Source organism: Streptomyces sp. NPDC041122 (genome assembly GCF_055592445.1).
In genome coordinates, this window is sequence record NZ_JBVIYQ010000002.1 from 1,134,083 (window position 1) to 1,153,333 (window position 19,251).

The following is a 19,251-nucleotide window of genomic DNA, read 5'->3' on the forward strand; positions in this document are numbered from 1 at the left end:
GCGGTACTCCCTTCATCTGTACGGGAGTCATCAATACGGGAGTTCAGGCCCCGTCGTCCGCCGACCACGGCCGCAGCCAGCGCGGGTCCGGTGTGTCGTCCGCGTGGACGAAGCGCGCATCGACGGACAGCCGCATCGCGTCCGTCGTCGTGTCCAGGGACGCGTGGATGATCCGCGGCAGATGCACCATCACGTCGCCCGCGGCGAAGTCGGTGTACAGCCAGCGCCGCCCGAGCGTCCGCGCGGTCAGCTCCAGGTCGTGGCAGATCTGCCGGCGGTCGTCGGGCCGGTCGGTGATGTCGCGCAGCGACGCGTACTCCTCGGGCGGCAGCCGGTGGGAGCCCTCCAGGTACACCAGCGCACCGGTCCGCGGCGGACAGTCGCCGACCGGGATCCAGCACGTGACGACGCGCGGCGAACCCCGGTCCATGTAGTCGAAGTCGACATGGGCGCGGGAGGCGCGCCGGGTCCCCCGGTGGAAATGGCGCAGGATGCGGCGCGGCAGCATCTCTGCCTTGCCGTCCAGGAGGTGGGCGGCGAGCTCGGCGAGGACCGGGTTGCTCACGAAGTCGTGGAAGGCGGCCGAGCGGACGAACGCGTGGGCCGGGTGGCCCGCCACGCCGTGCTCCGGTACGCCCGCGGGCACGCGTCCCGAGAACACCCCGTCCTCGGGACCGGTCCCCGGCGCCAGCAGCCCCGGCGGAAAGAGCGAGAAGTACCGGCCGCGCAGCCTCAGCACCTCCGCGCGGTCGAGCAGTCCCGGCAGATACAGACAGCCGTCCGCGTGCAGCCGTTCCCGCAGCGCGCCGGGGTCCGCCCGCGCCAGGAGGTCCGCGCTGGAGCGCAGCGGGCCGAAGAGCTCCGGCGTGAAGGGTATGGGTACGCCGTTCGACGACAGGTTCACGGTGCGTGTCCCTCGATCCCTGATTCCTTCGAACCGTTCCTTCGATCCGTTCCTTCGTCTTTCCGTGGCTCCGTGCCTCGTGCCTCGTGTCTCGTGTCTCGTGTCTTCGGTCAGTAGACGCCTTCCACCGCCTCCTCGGCGCCCGCCGAGTCCGCCAGGAAGGGGCGCACCGCGGCGACGCCGTCCCAGGGGAACCAGGGGTGCGGGCCGGTCCTGACCGCGCTGTCCCGCTCCAGGAGATGAGGCAGGAACAGGTCCTCCAGGAGGGTCGTGGTCCGCACCCGGCCCCGCTGTCCCACCTCGACCTCGCGCCACGGGTCCGCCGGGTCGACGACGGTCAACACCGCGAAGGGCGGCGGCAGATGGTAGGAGTGGCCGGTCCCGCCCGGCAGGGCCGGCGCTCCCGGTACGGCGTCGGCCTGGAGGGCGTGGCCGACCAGGGTGTTGCCGTAGGTGTCGATCCACTGCACGCCCGGCAGATGTTCCTCGCGCAGGAACTCGGCCTCGGCGGCGGTGCACGAGGTGCCGCCGGTGCACACGGCGCGGATGCCGTACGTGTGCAGGGGGCGCGGCAGCCGCATGGCGAGCTCCACGAGCAGCCGGGACGTGGTGAAGAGCAGCGAGGGGCGCTCCGCGGCCAGCAGTGCGAGCGTCTGGTCGATCAGGTGCGCGGTGTAGGTGTCCGCGTCGCCGCCCGAGCGCAGCGCGGTCTTCACCCAGCGCGGATCGAAGTCGATGGCATGCACGGCGCCGCGCCAGCTGTCCGCGAGACCCTCGACGAAGTGCCCGTACGCGTGCGGGCCGCTCGGCGTCATCGCGAGCACGTCGCCGCCGGCCACCCCGCGCGCCTCCAGTACGGTGCGGTAGATCTCCACGTCGTACGCGAGCCGCGTGACGTTGACGATCCGGCACGGCGCGCCCGTGCTGCCGCCCGTCTCGAAGACCCGGAAGGGCCGGTCGCCGTAGCCGCGCGGACGCAGGTCGCGGGCGCTCGCGGCGCGCAGCTCGGCCTTGTCGAAGAGTCCGAACAGCGCCAGGTCGGCGAAGCCGCCGATGTCCGCGACCGGATCGAAGCCGAGCTTGTCCCGGCGGCCGACCCAGAAGGGGCTGCCGGTCTCCGCGTCGAAGTGCCAGCGCATCATGCGGCGCGTCCAGGTGTCGAGGTCGACGCCCAGCTCCGGGACGCGTTCGCGCAGCGCCTCGGGCAGCGTGCCGAAGGTGACGGTCATGCGGGCCTCACTTCGCTGGGCGGTACACGAACAGGGACTCGGCGGTGATGGCCCGCTCGGCCTCGCGGGACGCGCTCAGGACGGTGGCGAAGGGGTAGGGGACCTCGTGTCCGATCAGAGGGTGGGGGAGGGGTGTCGCGTCCTGCAAGTGGGCCGCCAATAAGACCAGTTGAGGCCTGGCCCAGGAGGTGTCGGTGGCCGGGGTGCCGGGTCGGCGGCCGGTGAGGACGCGGTCGCCGGGGCGGAGCCGGTCGCGGACGGCACGGTCCGCCCGCTCGCCCGCCCCCGGTTCGCGGAACGCCGTCAGCGGCCACTGCCCGGCCGGTGACAGCGCGTCGAGAGCGGCGGCGAGGGCCCGCGCGAGGGGTTCCGCCCGAGCGGGCGCCGCGCAGATGACGGTCCGTACGTTGCTGCAGAACCGGCCCGCGTCCGCCGCCACCAGCGGCAGCAGCCAGGACACCGCCTCGTCCGTCGGCATGTCCTCCGGCACGAGGGCGCAGCCCCGGCCGGGACCGTGCAGCGTGAGACCGGGGGAGTCGCGCACCGCGGCGACGAGCCCCGCGCCGCCGTACACGGTCTGCCGGTCCGTGAGCCGTACCAGGCCCTTCAGGGACTGCTGCGCGCCGGGACAGAAGCCGATGCGGGCCGGGGGCCAGCCGGCCGCGAGCAGGGCGGCGACGAGCCGGGCGGCGGAGAGCGGCTCGCGCCGGCTCGGACGCACCCACACGCCCGCCGAGCGCTCCGCCTGGTCGCAGACCGACTCCAGGCAGGTGAACGTGTTGCCCGGCAGCGCGACCAGGGCGAGACTCTCGTCGGGCGCGGGCGCCTCGCCCCGTGCGAGGAGTCCGGACCGGAGCATTGCGCACCACCGGTCGACCAGCGGGCCCGGCAGCCCGGCGCTCTCCCACAGCGCCGAGCGGAAGGCGTCGGCGCTCTGCTCACCGATCCCTCCGACGGTGAGCGTGCCGCGGTCGAACAACTCCAGTGCGGCGAGCAGGAGTTCACGGCGGTCGGCGAGCGGCGGCAGGTCGGGGAGGACGCTCCGCCACCAGCGCCGGTCGGCGTCGGCGACGATCTCGGGCACCAGGGAGAGTTCCCGGTCCGGTGTGCCGGGCAGCGGGGCGCGGTCCGCCGACGTCCGCCACGCGCCCCTGCGGAAGGCGTGGAGCACGGTGGTCACGGCAGCTCGCTGCGGAGCGCGGCGGCCACCCGTATCTGCTCGGCCTCGGTCAGGGACGGGTACAGCGGCAGGGCGATGTGGTGGCGCGCGAACCAGCGGGCCCGGGCGAACGGCCCGTCCGCGGCGTCCTGTTCACGCCGCGGCGCGAAATACGGGTGGTCGCAGAGCAGATGGTCGTAGACCTCACCGGCGAGGCCCACGCCGTGCCGTTCGCACAGTCGCCTCTTCAGGAGCGGGCGGTCGAGCGGTGCGTCGGGGGCCAGGTGGACCAGGTACTTGTAGTAGTTGCTGTCCGACCCGGTGGGCACGGGGTACGGGCGGATGCCGGGGATGTCGGCGAGCAGCGCGTCGTAGCGGGCGGCCAGCGCGCGGCGTGCCGCGAGCGTGGCGGAGAAGCGCTCCAGGTCCACCGTGCCGACGGCGGCGTGCAGTTCGCTGAGCCGCCAGTTGGAGCCGGGCCGGTCGTGCAGCGTGGAGCCCTGGGCGCTCTTGCCGTGGTCGCGCCAGCGCCGTACCTGCTCCAGGTCGTCCGCCGACGCGGCGCTCAGCAGCCCGCCCTCACCGCTGACGGCGACCTTCGTGGGGAAGAAGGAGAAGGCGCCGAACCGGCCGAGGCTTCCGGCCGGGCGCCCGTGGAGGGTGGCGCCGAGGGCGTGGGCGGCGTCCTCCACCACGGGGACGCCGTGCTGGTGGCAGTCCGCGAGCAGCGCGTCGAGCGCGGGCGAGACGATGCCGCCGATGTGCACGGGCAGCACGGCTGCGGTGTCGGGGTGGCGGGCCAGGGCGGCCCGCAGGGCGCCCGGATCCATGCCGAGGCCGTCGAGTTCGATGTCGACGAAGCGGACGGACGCCCCGGCGCGCACAGCGGCGGCCGCCGTGGCGAAGAACGTGTTGACCGGTACGAGCACGGTGCGGCCCGCCACCCCGATGACGCGCAGCGCGATCTCCAGGGCCGCGGAGCCGGAGGCGACCGCCGCGGTGTCCGCGCCGGTCCAGGGGCGGGCGAGCTCCTCGAAGCGGGCCACCTGCGGGCCCTGGGTGAGGATCCCGGAGGCGAGCGCGGCGTCGACGCGGTCGAGTACGGCGCGGCGGTCGTCGGCGGCGAAGTGGATGCGCTGGGCGGGTACGTCGGCTGCGGCGGGCCGGTGATCCTTGGCGAGTGTGCGGGCGAAGAAGTCCGCCGCGTGGCCGACGTGGGTGCCGTGGCCCATCGGGAGCTCGTGGATCTCGGCGTCGGCGCCCGCCGCTGCGTACGTCTCCCGGACCGCGTCGGCCGCCGCGCGCGCGTCGGCCGGTTCCAGATAGGCGTCGGCCGTGCCGTACTGGAGCTGGAGGGGCGCCGGGGCGAGGGTGCCGTACAGGTCGGGCAGGTCGGCGTACTCCAGGATGCCGGGGAGCACCGCACCCTCGTGGCCGGTCAACAGCCGCCCGTACAGGGCCGGGTAGCTGCCGAGGTGACTGGCCGCGCAGAGCGGGATGCCCCGGCGTTCGGTGAGCAGCGCGGTGTGCAGGGCGACCGCCGCGCCGAGGCTGTGGCCGAAGAGGCCGACGCGCTGCGGGTCGACGAGCCGGTGTGCGGCGAGGACCTCCAGCGCGCCGATGGCGTCGCCGGTGAGCGCGCCGAGCAGCGATCGGCCGCTGAGCGCGAAGGCGTGGGCGAGCAGGGTCCCTTCGTCCCGGCCGGCTCTGCGGCCGGCGTCCAGGGCGCCGCCGATGCCGTGGTCGAAGGAGAGCGTGACGCAGCCGGCTCTGGCCAGCTGTTCGGCGACGTTGCGGTCGGGGTGGTCCGGCGGCACGTCCCCGGTCAGCTGGTCCAGGCGCGCGTTCTTGCCGCCGAGGACGAGCACGCCCGGACCGGCCGGCGCCTCGTGGGCCAGGGCGTCGGCCGGTGCGAGCAGGGTGCCGTGGAAGGCGCCGCGTACGGGGGAGTGGAACTGGAGCCGTTCGTGGTGCAGGCCGTCGCGGACCGAGGCGGTCGACCCGGTGACGGAGAGCGGGGCCTGTGCGACGCGGGCCAGCCGCTCGACGACGGCACGGATCCGGCGGGCCCGGTCCGCGTGCCCGCCGTCGGCGGGGCCGGCACTCTTCGCGTACCGCAGGGCCGGCTCGGCGGACAGGAGCCGGTCAAGGTGACGTAGCTGCATGCGCGGCTCAGACGAAGTCGCCGTGCAGGGTGCTCGGCACTTCCAGCGCGTATGCGTCCAGGGCCTCGTCGAGTTTGATCTGGCCGCGCTTGAGGAGTTCCAGGAGCTCGTTCTGCGGGCGGTAGAAGCAGGACTTGCACAGGTCGGTCCGGCGCGGGTTGGACGCCTCCCACTCGGCGCGCGGGCCGCCCTCCAGGACCTCCGCGTATCCCTGCTCGAGGACATTGCCGATCAGATAGCGGCTGTTGAGGTGCACCTGCGGGCACGGGTAGAGATTTCCGTCGGCGCCGACGGCGGTGACGAATCGGCTGTAGTGGCAGCGCTCGAAGTCGCCCTCGACCTCTTCGACCTGGTCCATCGGGCCCCGGTCGAGTTTTGGCACCGAAACCTCGAAGGCGTCCGTGGAGAGTTCCGCGGCGCGGGTGAGGGATTCGGAGATCTCCGGCATCACGGACTCGATGGTCTCGTGGCCGAGCGCGCTGTAGAACTCGGGCTCGAATCGCACGTAATGCGCCCCGGACTCATGGGCGATGCGGGCCGCCGCCATGATTTCCCGGTAGTTCTGCAGGGTGATGACGTAATTGAACCCGATGCGGAAATCGGGGTCGACGGCCTTCTCCCTGAGCTTGCCGACCGAGCCGATGAACTTCGAGAACGTCTGCTCGCGGTCGCGCGTGATGTCGTCGAAGGTGGCTTCCGTGCCGGCGTTCAGGCCGATGCGGACCCAGGTGTGGGTCGCGGCGACGCAGTCGGCGACCTTGGGGCGGCCGAGGCGCGAGCCGTTGGTGATGAGCCCGATGCGCAGCCCGGCCGCGTGCCCCGCGTGGCAGATCTCCGCGTAACCCGGGTGGATCGTGCACTCGCCGCTGCCGCAGAAGGTCACGGCACGCCCGTCGTTCGCGGCGAACTCGCGGAGCAGCGTGACCGCCTTGTCGGTGGCGATGGAGTCCTTGAACGAGAACAGGTCGTAGAACTGCTCTTCGTTGGGGGAGTGGAAGTTGCAGAAATTGCAGCGCATATTGCATGCGCCCATGATGCCGATCCGCATGTGGACCGGTTTGATCTCCTCGTCCGCCACGAACCGCCGCAGCAATTCCCTGTGGGCGAGGACCTTCTGCGGCGAATGGGCCTGATCGAGACTGACGATTGGCAGTCCTTCGCGATTCTGGGGGGCTGCCATATCGATGTCGCGGGCACCAGGTGTGCTGTTCACGAACCCCCCACGCATGATCGATGTGCGGTGACGTTTTCTCGCGGTGATGGGGACACTAGGGAGCGCCGGAAACGCTGTCAACGGGTCTAGACAACACGGTGGTTTATGGCGGAATCAGGGCTGCCGGTCTGTTGCGAAGGGGGTCGTACGTGGTAATCGCGGGCGCCCCGGGGTGCGGGCCCCGTGTGCGGACCGGGGTGCCCGGCCGGGGCGGGGGTGGAGGGTGGTCAGTCCTTCGGCGGGGTCAGCTTGCCGATGGCGTCGGTGACCCAGCTCGTGAGGCCGTCCTTCTCCAGGCCGAGGCCGGTGAGCGGCCCCGCGCCGTCCTCGAATTCGACGAGGGCGAGCAGTAGGTGTTCCGTGCCGATGTAGTTGTGGCCGAGTCGCAGGGCTTCGCGGAAGGTCAGTTCGAGCACCTTGCGCGCCCCCGCGTCGTACGGGACGAGCTCGGGCACGTCGGCGGCCGCGTCGGGCAGCCCGGCGAGGGCCGCCCGACGGACGTCCTCCAGGGCGACGCCCGCGGCGACGACGGCCTGCGCCGCCAGCGCGTCGGGTTCACTGAGCAGGCCGAGGACCAGGTGCCCGGCGCTCACCTGGTCGTGGTGGGCGGCCTTGGCCTCGTTGTGCGCGGCCATCACGACGTTCCTGGCGCGCGGGGTGAAGCGGCCGAAGCCCTGGCTCGGGTCGAGGTCGGATGGCTCGCCCGGTTTCTTGGGGACGAACCGCTTCTGCGCCGCCTGGCGCGTGACGCCCATGCTCTTGCCGATGTCGGTCCAGGAGGCGCCGGAGCGGCGTGCCTGGTCGACGAAGTGGCCGATGAGGTGGTCGGCGACGTCGCCGAGGTGATCGGCCGCGATCACCGCGTCGGTGAGCTGCTCCAAGGCGTCGCTGTGGGCCGTCTTGATGGCGTCGATGAGGTCGTCGAGACGGATCGGCGGCTGGGCCGTCGTGCGGTCGGGAGTCGTCATGGCGCAACCGTAGGTTGACAGTTCGATGACTGTCAACCTTCGGTTGACACTGGTTCCGAGCGGATCCGGCCCGATCCGGATGTGTGGATCCAGCCGGATATGCGGGTCGGGCCGGATATGAGGGCGGCCGCCCGGTGCCTCCGGGTCAGGGAAGGTCCGCCCGGAACTTCTTCGTGAGGTCGGCGCCGCGGATCACGTCGCCCGTGCCGGTTCGAGGTGGCAAGGCAGGCTCATCCTGGGGAGGTCGTCCCCGCAGATCAACGCACGTACGCGGACGGGTCGTCGGCCGACGTGACTTCGACGCGATCAACGCCGGCTGCTCCCGTGAGCCACCCCACCCCAGCACCCGCCCACACCTCGCCCAGCCACCCTATGGTGCCCAAAACCATGGGAAGGACCCGTGCCCGTTGTCTACCGTGCCAGGTATGACGAGCGAAACCACCGACGGCGTGGACCTCACCGGGCGCACCGCCCTCGTGACCGGCGGCGGCAGCGGGATCGGGCGGGCCTGCGCCGAGGCGCTCGCGGACGCCGGTGCGCTGGTGCATGTCGTCGACGTCGACGCGGAGTCGGCCAAAGCGGTGGCCGACACCGTCGAGGGCGTCCCGCACGCCGTGGACCTCACCGACGCGGGTGCGATACCCGGCCTGCCCGTCGGCATCGACGTCCTGGTCAACAGCGCGGGAACCCAACACGTGGCCCCCATCGAGGAGTTCGACCCCGACCGCTTCGAGCTGATCCAGCGCCTGATGGTCACCGCGCCCTTCCTCCTGCTCCGCCACTGCCTGCCGTACATGTACGGGCAGGGCTGGGGCCGCGCCGTGCACATCTCCAGCATGCACGGGCTGCGGGCGAGCCCCTTCAAGTCCGCGTACGTCGCCGCCAAGCACGGCCTGGAGGGGCTCAGCAAGGTCGCCGCCCTGGAGGGCGCCGCGCACGGTGTGACCAGCAACTGCGTCAACCCCGGCTATGTCCGTACCCCATTGGTCGAGGGGCAGATCGCGGATCAGGCCGCCGTGCACGGCATCGCCCCGCAGGACGTCGTCACGGACGTGCTCCTGGACCGCTCGGCGATCAAGCGGCTCATCGAACCCGCCGAGGTCGCCGCCGCCGTTCGCTGGCTCTGCGGCCCGCACACCGGGTACATCACCGGCGCCTCGATCCCCGTGGACGGCGGCTGGGGGGCGAGTTGAGCCGAATGGGGTCGGCCCCGAACTCCCCGAGGAAAACCCTGGGTTCGGGGGCCGGGCACCCTGGCCGAACGGACGGAGAAACGGGCCGCCGACCGCACGTTCGAGGCGGTGCGCCCCGTCCGCCCCGTCCGCCCCTCCGCACTCGGGCGGCCACCCCGCCCCCCGTACCCGTACTCCAGGGTTTTCACGGTCGCCCCCACGCGTGAACGGCGCGAAGGTATACCCACGGTCGCAGAGGCGCGGCGGACCCGCCACACCGGGCTCGGGGGAGCAACACCGGTGTCCGGACGTACTACGGGGGTGTACGTCCGGAGGGTCCGCCGGGATCGGGGGAGCGACCGCACGAGGGGTGGGGGACGGGGGTGCCACGGCACCCCCGCTCGGGTGCGGGACCGCATCCGGGTCCGGGCGCGCGCCCTTGCCGCCCGTTCGGCGAAGACGTGCCGGACGACGGCGTGCGGTGGACCCGGACCACGGGCGGTCCGGCCCCGACGGTCCGGAGGGCTCGGACCGCCCCGCCCGGCCCTGCCGAGGACACCGGATCCGCGGGGGCCCGGTCGGGCGGCCGCCTCACACCCCGGAGACTTCGGGGGCTTCCGCCGCGTGGGCGAGCAGCCGGACGAGCTGCGCCCTGCGGTGCACCCCGTCCAACTTGCGGTAGATGTTGCTCAGATGGAACTCGACCGTCTTCACGCTGAGGAAGAGCCGCTCCGCCACCTCGTGGTTGGTCAGGCCCCGGCCGACCACCAGCGCCACCTGTAGCTCCTGCGGTGTGAGCCGCTCCAACGGCGCGCGCTCCGGCCGCACTTCGGTGCCGCCCGCGGCGTGCAGTTCGGCGGCCACCCGCGCCGCCCAGCCCGTCGCACCGAGCCGCTGGAAGGTGGCGAGGGCCCGCTCAAGGAGGCGCCGGGCCTCGCTGCGCCTGCCCTGTCGGCGCAGCTGCTCGCCCCACGCGAACTCCGTCCGCCCGCGCTCGAAGGGCACCGGGCGCTCGGACAGCAGCGCGAGGGAGCGCTTCATGTGCCGCGACGCGGCCGCCGGGTCCCCCGGCTCCAGCAGTCCGCGGCACCGGGCGGCCGCCCCCGCCGTGACGGGACGGTGGCCGCGGCCCGCCTCGTACTCCAGGACGGTGAGGACCTCGCGTGCCTCGGCGGTCCGGTGCAGATGGACGTACGCGTCCGCCAGGTCCGCCGCCCATGTGAGGTACAGGCCGTCGCCCCGACCGTGCCGCTGCGAGAACGCGCGCACCTCCTCCAGGTGGTGCACCGCCTCCTCGAAGCGGCCGAGGCCCAGCTCCAGGAGCCCGAGCCCGCCGAGCGCGCGGGCCGCGTCCAGTTGCAGCTCGGTGGAGGCGGCCCACTCCATGGCCTGCGCCGCGTGCCGCCGGCAGTCCTCCTCGCGGTTGAGGGCGGCCTCGGTCCTGACCAGGGCGCCGAGCCCGCGCGACACCTCGATCAGCTGCCCGGAGGCCTCCGCGAGCCGCACCGCCTCGTCGGCGTGGGCGAGCGACGGCGTCCAGCGGCCCCGCCAGAACTCCACGACCGACAGCGTTCCGAGCAGATGGGAGAGGAGCCCGACCGCGCTGGCGCCGCGCGCCGTGTACGCGGCGCGGTCCAACAGGTCGTGCGCCTCGTCGAGTTCCTCCGCGGCGAGGTGGCACAGGCCGCCCACCCCGGCCACCGGGTAGGGGAACGTCGGGTCGGGCGAGGCGAGCGGCCCCGCGAGTTCGCGCAGCAGGGCGCGGCCCTTCTCGGCGTCGCCGCCGAGCAGCAGCATCAGGGTGTGCAGCAGCCGCACCGGTACCAGCGGCTGGTGCGCGGAGTCGGCGAGCGCCATCGCGGCCGCCGAGGTGCGGTGGGCCGCGGTGAGGTCGCCGACCGCGAGCTCGGTGAGCGCGATGCCGCCGAGCATGACCGCGGCGAGCGCCGGGTCCACCTTCTCCGCCTCGTCGACGGCGGACCTGAGCAGGTCGCGCGAGCGCGTCGGCCTGCCGCGCTGCACGTCGAGGTAGCAGCGGAGCTGGCGGATGTCGAGCTGGGTGACGAGGTGTTCGGCGTGCTCAAGGGCGCGGTCCAGGATCGCGGCCGCCTCGTTCAGGGACCCCGCGGCCTGTGCGGCGCGGGCCGCGCACAGCAGCCGCTCCGCCTTGCGCTGGCCCTGCGGGGTGAAGCGCGCGGCCCGCTCGTACAACCGAGAGGCCAGCGGGTAGGCGAGGGTCTCCGGGGCGCCGGCCGCGGCGTTCTCCAGGAGCGAGGCGACATGCTCGTCCGGCTCGGCGCCCGATGCGGCCAGATGCCAGGCGTACTGCTCCAGGGCCGGGGCGGTCGCGCCCTGGAGGGAGCGGGCGATGGCGTGGTGGGCCCGCCGCCTGCGGACGGGCGTGGCGCTGTGGTACACGGCGGAGCGCACGAGCGGGTGCCGGAAGGCGTATCCGTCGCGCTCCTCGACGACCAGGCCCGCCGCCTCCGCCGCCTCCAGCGACTCGTAACTGAGCCCGTGCGCCCGCAGCGCCGCCTCGGTGCCCGCCAGCGGCCGGGTCCCGAGGACGGCGAGCAGCAGCATCGCGTCCTGCGCCTCGGCGGGCAGTCTGGCCACGGCGCTGCCGAACGTGTGGGCCAGCATCTCGCCGATGGGCAGCGGCGCCCCGGCGTCCTCCTCGTCGCCGGTGCCGCTTCCGGCGAGCAGCGCGGGCAGTTCGATCAGCGCGAGGGGGTTGCCGCGCGCCTCCGCAAGCAGCCGGGCCGCCTCGCGTTCGGTGAGCTCGGCGGTGCCCTTCTCGGTGATGAGCCGGTGCGCGGACGCGGGGTCGAGGCCGGTGAGCGTGAACGTCTCGATCGAGGCGAGCCGCGAGGCGGTCTCCTCTTCCTCGTCGCGCGCGGTGAACAGCACGACCACACCCTCACGCCCCAGCCTGCGGGTCGCGAAGGCGAGCGCGTCCAGGGAGTACGGGTCGAGCCACTGCGCGTCGTCGACGGTGACCAGGACCGGGCCGTCCTCGGCGAGCGCGCCGAACAGACTGAGGGTGCCCGCGGCCACCGCGAAACGGTCCTGGGAGACCGGTCCGAGCGCCAGCGCGCCGGTGAGCGCGGCGGCCTGCCGCTCCGGGATGCGGTCGAGGAAGTGCAGGACGGGCCGGAGCAGATCGGCGAGGCCCACATAGGGCAGGTCGGACTCGACCTCGACGCCGCGTGTGCCGATCCGCAGCAGGTCGTGGGAGTGCTCGGCGACATGGCCGACCAGGCTGGTCTTGCCGATCCCGGCCTCCCCGCGAATGAGCAGAGCGGAGCTCTCGCCCCCGCGTGCCTTGTCGATGAGAGCGAGAAGACGAGCGCATTCCGCGGAACGCCCCAGGAGCATGCGTCAAGCGTACCGGCGGTCCGTGACTTCGGAAGATGTGGAAAGCGACGTTTCTCTTCTTCCGGTGCCGCGCCTCTGTCAACCGTCGACGCCCCTCGCTACCCTCCGCGCATGATTCCCACGGTGGTCTGGGGCACCGGCAACGTCGGCCGTGCGGCCGTGCGCGCCGTCGAGGCCCATCCCGGTCTGACGCTCGCGGCCGTCCTCGTGCACGACCCGGCCAAGGTCAGCCGCGACGCCGGTGAACTGGCCGGTGTGGACGCGGTGTTGGGGGTGCCGGCGACCGATGACGTCGAGGCCGTCCTCGCCGCCCGGCCGGGCGCCGTAGTGTACGCCGCCTCCGGCGACCTGCGCCCCGACGAGGCGCTCGACGACGTGGTGCGCGCGGTGCGGTCCGGCGCCGTCGTCGTCACGCCCGCGCTCTACCCGCTCTACGACCGGCGCGGCGCGCCACCGGAGTTCCGGGATCCGGTGCTGGCGGCCGTCGCGGAGGGCGGCGGTTCGCTGTTCGTCTCCGGGGTGGACCCCGGCTGGGGCAACGACGTGCTGCCGCTGCTGATCAGCGGGCTCGGCTCCACCGTCGACGCGATCCGCTGCCAGGAGATCTTCGACTACTCCACGTACGACCAGGAGGACTCCGTCCGTGACCTGATCGGCATGGGACACCCCATGGAGTACGAGCCGCTCATGCTCGCGCCCTCCATCCCCACCATGGTGTGGGGCGGGCAGATACGGCTGATGGCGCGGGCGCTGGGCGTCGAACTCGACGACATCCGCGAGACGTTGGTGCGCCACCCGCTGGACGCCGCGGTGCGCACCCGCACGATGGGCGAGTTCGCCGCGGGCACCCAGGGGGCGGTCCGCTTCGAGGTACAGGGCATCGTCGGCGGCGAACCCCGCATCGTCATCGAACACATCACCCGCATCCACCCCTCCTGCGCCCCGCACTGGCCCTACCCGCCCGACGGCGGCGACGGCGCCCACCGCGTGATCGTCGAGGGACGCCCGCGCATCGAGGTCACCGTCGAGGCGAGCGACGAGGACGAGAACCGCTCCGCGGGAGGCAACGCCACCGCGGTGGGCCGCCTGGTGAACGCCGTGGACTGGCTGGTGGACGCCGAACCCGGCCTGTACGACGCGCTCGACGTCCCGCTGCGCCCGGCGGCGGGCCGACTGGGAAGGAAGTGACCCATGACCGACGCCCTGCGCATCGACATCCCCGAGGGCCAGGAGCCCATCCCGTACGTGTGGGGCGACATGGTGCCCGGGATCGGGGAGGCCGCGTCGAACTTCTCGCTCGCGGTCTACGCCCACACCACCCTGGGCCTGCGCGAGTTCGAGGCGGCCCGGCTGCGCGTCGCACAGATCAACGGCTGTGTCTTCTGCCTGGACTGGCGCACCGAGCGGGACGGCGAGAAGGTCGAGGACACCTTCCCCGACGCGGTCACCCAGTGGCGTACCACCGACGCCTTCGACGACCGGACGAGACTGGCCGCGGAGTACGCAGAGCGGTACGCCCTGGACCACCACAACCTCGACGACGCGTTCTGGGCGCGGATGACCGCGCACTACAGCCAGGCCGAGATCGTGGAGCTGAGCATGAGCATCGGATCGTGGCTGGCCTTCGGGCGGCTCAACCACGTACTGGGGCTCGACACGGTGTGCGTGCTGCCCAAGCCCTGATGCCCGACGGCGGCGACGCTACAGATCCGTCGCGATGATCTTCTCGATGTTCCGTTCGGCGAGCGCCGTGATGGTGACGAACGGATTGACGCTGGTGTTGCCGGGGATCAGGGCGCCGTCGATGACGTAGAGCCCCGGATAGCCTTGCAGCCGGCCGTAGTTGTCGGTCGCCTTGCCGAGGACCGCGCCGCCGAGCGGGTGGTAGGTGAGGTGGTCGCCCCAGATCTTGTAGGTGCCGAAGAGGTCGGTCCGGTAGATCGTCCCCTCCTTCGCGTTGATCTTGTCGAAGATGGTCTTGGCGGCGTCGATCCCCGGTTGCTTCCAGGCGGTCTGCCAGTTCAGCTCGGCCCGGTTGGCCGCGGCGTTCCAGGTGAACTCGGCGCGGTGCGGGTTCTTGGTGATCGACAGGTAGAACGAGGCGTACGTCTCGATGCCGGTGGGCAGCGGCGCGACCTCGGCGAAGGCGCCGCCCGCGGCCCAGTTGTCGATGCCGGCCGTGGGGATGGACGACTGGAGCTTGCCGGTGGGGTCCCACAGGTGGTTGGCGCGGCCGCACATGACGTTGCCGTTGTCGCCCCAGCCCTTGCCCACCTCGCCGTTGAGGCGGGGCAGGGCGCCGGTGGCCTTCAGCTTGACCAGGAGCTTGCTGGTGCCGACGCTGCCCGCGGCGAAGAACACCCGGCCGGCGGTGACGGACTTGGTGGCCGTGGTGTCACCGCTGGTGTCGAGCTGCTCCATGGTGACGGTGTAGCCGCCGCCGGCCGCCGGGGTGACCGAGGTGACCCGGTGCAGGGGCGTGATGGTGACCCGGCCGGTCGCCCTGATGCGGGCGAGGTAGGTCTGCTGGAGGGACTTCTTGCCGTAGTTGTTGCCGTACAGGATCTCGCCCGCGAGCGCCGACTTGGGGACGGTGCCCGCCTGCTCCTTCTTCATGTAGTCCCAGTCGTACACGTCGGGCACGAAGGTGAACTGGAAGCCGGAGCGCTGGGCGTGCTTGCGGCCGACGCGGGCGTACTGGTAGCACTCGGCCGTCTCGAACCAGTTGGGGTCGATGGTGTTCACGCCCAGACCCGCGTTGGCGCGCGGATAGTACGTGCCGTACATCTCGTTCGCGTCGACCGTGGGCAGGACGGCGGCGAAGTTCTCGCGCTTCGGGGTGACCGCCATGCCGCCGTTGACCAGCGAGCCGCCGCCGACGCCGCGGCCCTGGTAGACGATGATGCCGCCGAACTCCTCGGCGTCCAGGATGCCGGTGTGCTTGGGGACGTCCTTGTCGATCGGGAAGCCCAGGAAGTTGCTGATGGGCTGTTTGGTCCTGGTGCGCAGCCAGAAGGAACGCAGGTCCGGGGTGGTGGTGTTGGCGAAGATCTTGCCGTCGGACCCCGGGGTGTCCCAGGCCATGCCCATCTCGATCATGTGCACGTCGACGCCCGCCTCGGCGAGCCGCAGCGCCGCGACCGAGCCGCCGTACCCGGTGCCGATCACCAGGACCGGGACGTCGGCCCCGTCGGCGATCGGCGTGGCCGCGGCGGTTCTCGCCCGGGCCGGGCCGGCCTGACCGGCCAGCGCGACCGCGCCGAGAATAGAACTCGTTCCTGCGATGAATCTTCGACGTGACACCCCATCAGATGCGATGTCACGCGGGGTAGATGCACTCATGTGATCTTCCTCACGTTTGGCGTAATCGAAACGAGTTCTACTGCGGGCCGTGTGCGAAGTCACGCCATACCTGTGAGTAATTTCTGTCCGAACGGCACGTCCGGATGCCGCGCCGCGCGACCCGGCCGCCGGGCGGGCATGTCGGTGGTGCACACGGCCGGGCGCCGAACCATGGGGCTCCGCCATATACGCCACTGATCTGCGGTTTCCTACCTTGAGCCGGTAGGCAGGCGTCCCCGCAGAACACCAGGAAGTGGTGCACATGGCCTCGCAAGGAACCGCTCCGCCCACCCGCTCCGGCATCATCCGCATCGTGGCGGCGAGCCTCGTCGGCACCACCGTCGAGTGGTACGACTTCTTCCTCTACGGCTCGGCGGCCGCGCTGGTCTTCAACAGCCTCTTCTTCCCGTCCAGCGACCCGCTGGTCGGCACGCTGCTCTCCTTCCTGACCTACGCGGTGGGGTTCGCGGCACGCCCCCTCGGCGGCGTCGTCTTCGGGCACTACGGCGACCGGATGGGCCGCAAGAAACTCCTCGTCCTCAGCCTCCTGATGATGGGCGGCGCCACCTTCGCGATGGGCCTGCTGCCCACCCACGCGAGCGTCGGCGTGGCCGCCCCGGTCCTGCTCACCGCACTCCGCCTGGTGCAGGGCTTCGCCCTCGGCGGCGAATGGGGCGGTGCGGTGCTCCTCGTCTCCGAACACGGCGGCGACAAGAGCCGCGGCTTCTGGGCGTCCTGGCCGCAGGCCGGCGCGCCCGGCGGCAACCTGCTGGCCACCGGCGTGCTCGCGCTGCTCGCCGCCGTCCAGTCCGACGAGGCCTTCCTCGCCTGGGGATGGCGCGTGCCCTTCCTGCTCTCCGGGGTGCTCGTGATGATCGGCCTGTGGATCCGCATCTCCGTCACCGAGTCGCCGGTCTTCCTCGCGGCACAGCGAAAGGCCGAGGCGGCCGCGGCCGCGGGGGCCGAGGTGAAACCGCCCGTGATCGAGGTGTTCCGCACGAGCCGCCGCGAGGTCCTCACCGCCATCGGCACCCGATTCGGCGAGAACATCTCCTACTACGTCCTCACGGCCTTCGTCCTCGTCTACGTCACCGTCCACCTGGAGCTGCCCAAGAGCGACGCGCTCAACGCGGTGCTCATCGGCTCCGCGTTCCACTTCGTCACCATCCCGCTGTGGGGCGCGCTCTCCGACCGCGTCGGGCGCCGGCCGGTCACGCTGATCGGCGCGATCGGCATGGCGGGCTGGGCGTTCGCCTTCTTCGCGCTCCTCGACTCCCGGTCCTTCCCGGTCATCGCGCTCGCGGTCACCGTGGGGCTCCTCTTCCACGGCGCGATGTACGGGCCGCAGGCGGCGTTCATCTCCGAGCTGTTCGACACGCGGGTCCGCTACTCGGGCGCCTCGATGGGCTCCCAGCTGGCCTCCCTCATCGGCGGGGCGCTCGCCCCGATCATCGCGGTCGAGCTCCTGAAGGACTACGACTCCGCACTGCCCGTCGCCCTCTACATGTCGCTCGCCGCCCTCGTCACGGCCGTGACCGTGCACTTCGCGCGGGAGACGCGGGGACGGGACCTGACGGCGGACGGGGCGGGCACGCCCACGCCGCGCACCGCGGCGGACCCCGGCGCCAAGGGCCCTGTGCGGCTCGGCGGCCGACCGCAGGGGTGATCGGGCGGCCCGGGACCCGAGGGGCCGGGCGGCCGATCCCGGACAGCCCATCGACCGCACCCACCCCGCCGGGAGACCATCGCACCATGCCCCCCACCACCCAGGGCGCGGGCCCCGCCGACACCCGGGCGGCCCTGCGCGGTCTGCTCGACCTGCTCGACGGGGGCGCGCCCGCCGAGGAGTTCACGCGCCCCGCAGCCCGGGCCCGTGAGGCCGGCGCCGCCCCCGCCGACCTCACCGCCCTCGACGAGGCCACCGACGTCGCCCTGCGCATCCACCGCACCCTCGGCACCCACCGCCGCCGCGAGGCCGAACTCACCGCGCTGTTCGACACCGCCGGCGACCTCGCGGCACTGCGCGACGCGGACGCCGTGCTGCGCGCCATCGTGCGCCGCGCCAAACTGCTCCTCGGCACGGACGTCACCTACCTCTCCCTCAACGACGAGGCGGCCGGCGACACCTACATGCGGGTGACCGACGGCAGCGTGGCCGCCGCCTTCCAGCAACTGCGGCTCGGCATGGGCGAGGGGCTCGGCGGTCTCGTCGCCCAGACCGCCCGCCCCTACGCCACCGGTGACTACCAGCAGGACCCCCGCTTCCACCACACCGACACCATCGACAGCGCCGTCCGCCAGGAAGGGCTGCGAGCGATCCTCGGCGTACCGCTGCGGCTCGGTCCGCGCGTCATCGGCGTGCTGTACGCGGCCGACCGCGCCGCCCGCGCCTTCGCGACCGAGGAGATCGTGCTGCTCTCCTCCCTCGCCGACCACGCCGCCATCGCCATCGACGGCGCCCGCCTCCTGGAGGAGACCCGCGCCGCGCTCGTCGACCTCAACGCCGCCAACGAGACCATCCGCGCGCACAGCCGGGCGATGCGCCGCGCCGAGCAGGCCCACGACCAGCTCACCGACCTCGTGCTGCGCGGCGGCGGCGCGGGCGACGTGGCCGACGGCATCGCCGCGCTCCTCGACGGCGGCGTCCTCATCCACGACGCGGACGGCGTCGAGCTCGCCCGCACCGGCACCGGCCCGCTGCCACCGCCCGCCCCCGCAGTCGCCGCCTCCCGGGCCAGCGGCCACGCCGTGCCGCAGGACGGCACCTGGGTCTGCGCGGTGCTCGCCGGACCCGAACTCCTCGGCAGCATCGCCCTGACCGGCCGGGCCGAACTCGCCGACGCCGACCGGCGGTTGTTCGAGCGGGCGAGCGTCGTCACCGCACTCCTGCTGCTGCTGCGCCGCTCCGTGGCCGAGACCGAGGACCGGGTACGCGGCGAACTCCTCGGCGACCTGCTCGCGCCCTCCGGCGACCCGGCCGGCCTCACGGGCCGCGCCCGCCGCCTCGGCGTCCGCCTGGACCGCCCGCACGCCGTGTTCGTCGCGCACGGAGAGAGCGTGCCCCGCCCCCGGCTGCTCGCCGCGGCCCACCGCGCCGCCCGTACCCACAGCGGCCTGGCCGGACTGCACCACGACGACGTGGTGCTCGTGACCCCCGCCCTCACCCCGGGCGAGGCCGCCAGGACCCTCGCCGCCGCGCTCGGCCAGGCCGTCGGCGCCCCCGTCACCGTCGGCGCCGCGGGCCCGGCCACGGGGCCCGCCGGTCTTCCCGCCGCGCACGCCGAGGCGCTGCGCTGCCTCTCCGCGCTGCGCGCGCTCGGCCACACCGGGCACGGCGCCGCCCTCCAGGACCTCGGTTTCGTCGGGCTCCTCATCGGCGAGCAGGCCGACCTGGGCGGTTACGTCAAGGCCACCCTCGGCCCCCTCCTGGACTACGACGCGGAACGCGGCACGGAGCTGCTGCGCACCCTGGAGGCCTACTTCGGCCAGGACCGCAGCCTCACCAAGGCCAAGACCGCGCTGCACGTCCACGTGAACACCGTGGTGCAGCGCCTCGAGCGGGTGGCGCGGCTGCTCGGCGACGACTGGAACACGCCGGCCCGCACCCTGGAGATCCAACTCGCCCTGAGACTCCACCGGTTGGCGCCGCCCGACTGAGTGAAGTTGTCACACGCGGCCCTGTTGGATCCGTCACCCATGCGACCTACCCTGGAACCGCCTG

At 72.8% G+C, this 19,251-nt stretch carries 13 protein-coding genes; 5 read left to right on the plus strand and 8 right to left on the minus strand.

The annotated features are described in order from the left end of the window. Nucleotides 1-43 precede the first annotated feature (43 nt). The 6 genes from ACZ6B8_RS11290 to ACZ6B8_RS11315 form a co-directional block, all read right to left on the minus strand. Nucleotides 44-904 (minus strand): phytanoyl-CoA dioxygenase family protein, encoded by an 861-nt coding sequence (locus tag ACZ6B8_RS11290; RefSeq protein WP_471607044.1) that lies wholly within the window; start codon nucleotides 902-904, stop codon nucleotides 44-46. A gap of 110 nt (nucleotides 905-1,014) precedes the next feature. Further along, nucleotides 1,015-2,133 (minus strand): acyl-CoA synthetase family protein, encoded by a 1,119-nt coding sequence (locus ACZ6B8_RS11295; RefSeq protein WP_471607045.1) that lies wholly within the window; start codon nucleotides 2,131-2,133, stop codon nucleotides 1,015-1,017. Between the two features lie 7 nt (nucleotides 2,134-2,140). After that, nucleotides 2,141-3,313 (minus strand): hypothetical protein, encoded by a 1,173-nt coding sequence (locus ACZ6B8_RS11300; RefSeq protein WP_471607046.1) that lies wholly within the window; start codon nucleotides 3,311-3,313, stop codon nucleotides 2,141-2,143. Continuing rightward, on the minus strand, nucleotides 3,310-5,457 hold the full coding sequence (locus ACZ6B8_RS11305) for a DegT/DnrJ/EryC1/StrS family aminotransferase (protein WP_471607047.1): 2,148 nt from the start codon (nucleotides 5,455-5,457) through the stop codon (nucleotides 3,310-3,312). Before ACZ6B8_RS11305 ends, ACZ6B8_RS11300 begins: the two co-directional genes overlap by 4 nt. Nucleotides 5,458-5,464: 7 nt before the next feature. After that, entirely contained in the window at nucleotides 5,465-6,670 is a 1,206-nt protein-coding gene (locus ACZ6B8_RS11310) for a radical SAM protein (protein WP_471607048.1), read from the minus strand. 227 nt (nucleotides 6,671-6,897) lie between these two features. Further along, the gene (locus ACZ6B8_RS11315) at nucleotides 6,898-7,638 is read right to left on the minus strand and encodes a Clp protease N-terminal domain-containing protein (protein WP_471607049.1); all 741 of its coding nucleotides are present in this window, start codon (nucleotides 7,636-7,638) and stop codon (nucleotides 6,898-6,900) included. Nucleotides 7,639-8,063: 425 nt separating this feature from the next. On the opposite strand from ACZ6B8_RS11315, the gene ACZ6B8_RS11320 reads away from it, so the two are divergent. Beyond that, nucleotides 8,064-8,831 (plus strand): SDR family oxidoreductase, encoded by a 768-nt coding sequence (locus ACZ6B8_RS11320; protein ID WP_471607050.1) that lies wholly within the window; start codon nucleotides 8,064-8,066, stop codon nucleotides 8,829-8,831. 570 nt (nucleotides 8,832-9,401) lie between these two features. On the opposite strand, the gene ACZ6B8_RS11325 is transcribed toward ACZ6B8_RS11320, so the two are convergent. Then, nucleotides 9,402-12,188 (minus strand): helix-turn-helix transcriptional regulator, encoded by a 2,787-nt coding sequence (locus tag ACZ6B8_RS11325; protein WP_471607051.1) that lies wholly within the window; start codon nucleotides 12,186-12,188, stop codon nucleotides 9,402-9,404. Between the two features lie 111 nt (nucleotides 12,189-12,299). Between ACZ6B8_RS11325 and ACZ6B8_RS11330 the strand changes: the two genes are divergently transcribed. Together ACZ6B8_RS11330 and ACZ6B8_RS11335 are read left to right on the plus strand one after the other, a co-directional pair. Continuing rightward, a complete protein-coding gene (locus ACZ6B8_RS11330; protein WP_471607052.1) occupies nucleotides 12,300-13,376 on the plus strand; it encodes an NAD(P)H-dependent amine dehydrogenase family protein in 1,077 nt (358 codons plus the stop codon). Between the two features lie 3 nt (nucleotides 13,377-13,379). Next, entirely contained in the window at nucleotides 13,380-13,871 is a 492-nt protein-coding gene (locus tag ACZ6B8_RS11335) for a carboxymuconolactone decarboxylase family protein (protein WP_471072793.1), read from the plus strand. Nucleotides 13,872-13,889: 18 nt separating this feature from the next. On the opposite strand, the gene ACZ6B8_RS11340 is transcribed toward ACZ6B8_RS11335, so the two are convergent. Next, entirely contained in the window at nucleotides 13,890-15,530 is a 1,641-nt protein-coding gene (locus ACZ6B8_RS11340) for a GMC oxidoreductase (RefSeq protein WP_471072791.1), read from the minus strand. A 262-nt stretch (nucleotides 15,531-15,792) separates the two neighbouring features. On the opposite strand from ACZ6B8_RS11340, the gene ACZ6B8_RS11345 reads away from it, so the two are divergent. Beyond that, complete coding sequence (locus ACZ6B8_RS11345; RefSeq protein ID WP_471072788.1) at nucleotides 15,793-17,196, plus strand: MFS transporter; 1,404 nt, start codon at nucleotides 15,793-15,795, stop codon at nucleotides 17,194-17,196. Nucleotides 17,197-17,282: 86 nt separating this feature from the next. After that, nucleotides 17,283-19,187: a helix-turn-helix domain-containing protein gene (locus tag ACZ6B8_RS11350; RefSeq protein WP_471607053.1), complete on the plus strand. Its 1,905-nt coding sequence runs from the start codon at nucleotides 17,283-17,285 to the stop codon at nucleotides 19,185-19,187. Nucleotides 19,188-19,251 lie beyond the last annotated feature (64 nt).

Coding starts and splice junctions, on each gene's coding strand:
- ACZ6B8_RS11295 (WP_471607045.1), bottom strand. CDS start 2,133: ATGACCGTCACCTTCGGCACGCTGCCCGAGGCGCTGCGCGAACGCGTC.
- ACZ6B8_RS11305 (WP_471607047.1), bottom strand. CDS start 5,457: ATGCAGCTACGTCACCTTGACCGGCTCCTGTCCGCCGAGCCGGCCCTG.
- ACZ6B8_RS11315 (WP_471607049.1), bottom strand. CDS start 7,638: ATGACGACTCCCGACCGCACGACGGCCCAGCCGCCGATCCGTCTCGAC.
- ACZ6B8_RS11320 (WP_471607050.1), top strand. CDS start 8,064: ATGACGAGCGAAACCACCGACGGCGTGGACCTCACCGGGCGCACCGCC.
- ACZ6B8_RS11325 (WP_471607051.1), bottom strand. CDS start 12,188: ATGCTCCTGGGGCGTTCCGCGGAATGCGCTCGTCTTCTCGCTCTCATC.
- ACZ6B8_RS11330 (WP_471607052.1), top strand. CDS start 12,300: ATGATTCCCACGGTGGTCTGGGGCACCGGCAACGTCGGCCGTGCGGCC.
- ACZ6B8_RS11335 (WP_471072793.1), top strand. CDS start 13,380: ATGACCGACGCCCTGCGCATCGACATCCCCGAGGGCCAGGAGCCCATC.
- ACZ6B8_RS11340 (WP_471072791.1), bottom strand. CDS start 15,530: ATGAGTGCATCTACCCCGCGTGACATCGCATCTGATGGGGTGTCACGT.
- ACZ6B8_RS11345 (WP_471072788.1), top strand. CDS start 15,793: ATGGCCTCGCAAGGAACCGCTCCGCCCACCCGCTCCGGCATCATCCGC.
- ACZ6B8_RS11350 (WP_471607053.1), top strand. CDS start 17,283: ATGCCCCCCACCACCCAGGGCGCGGGCCCCGCCGACACCCGGGCGGCC.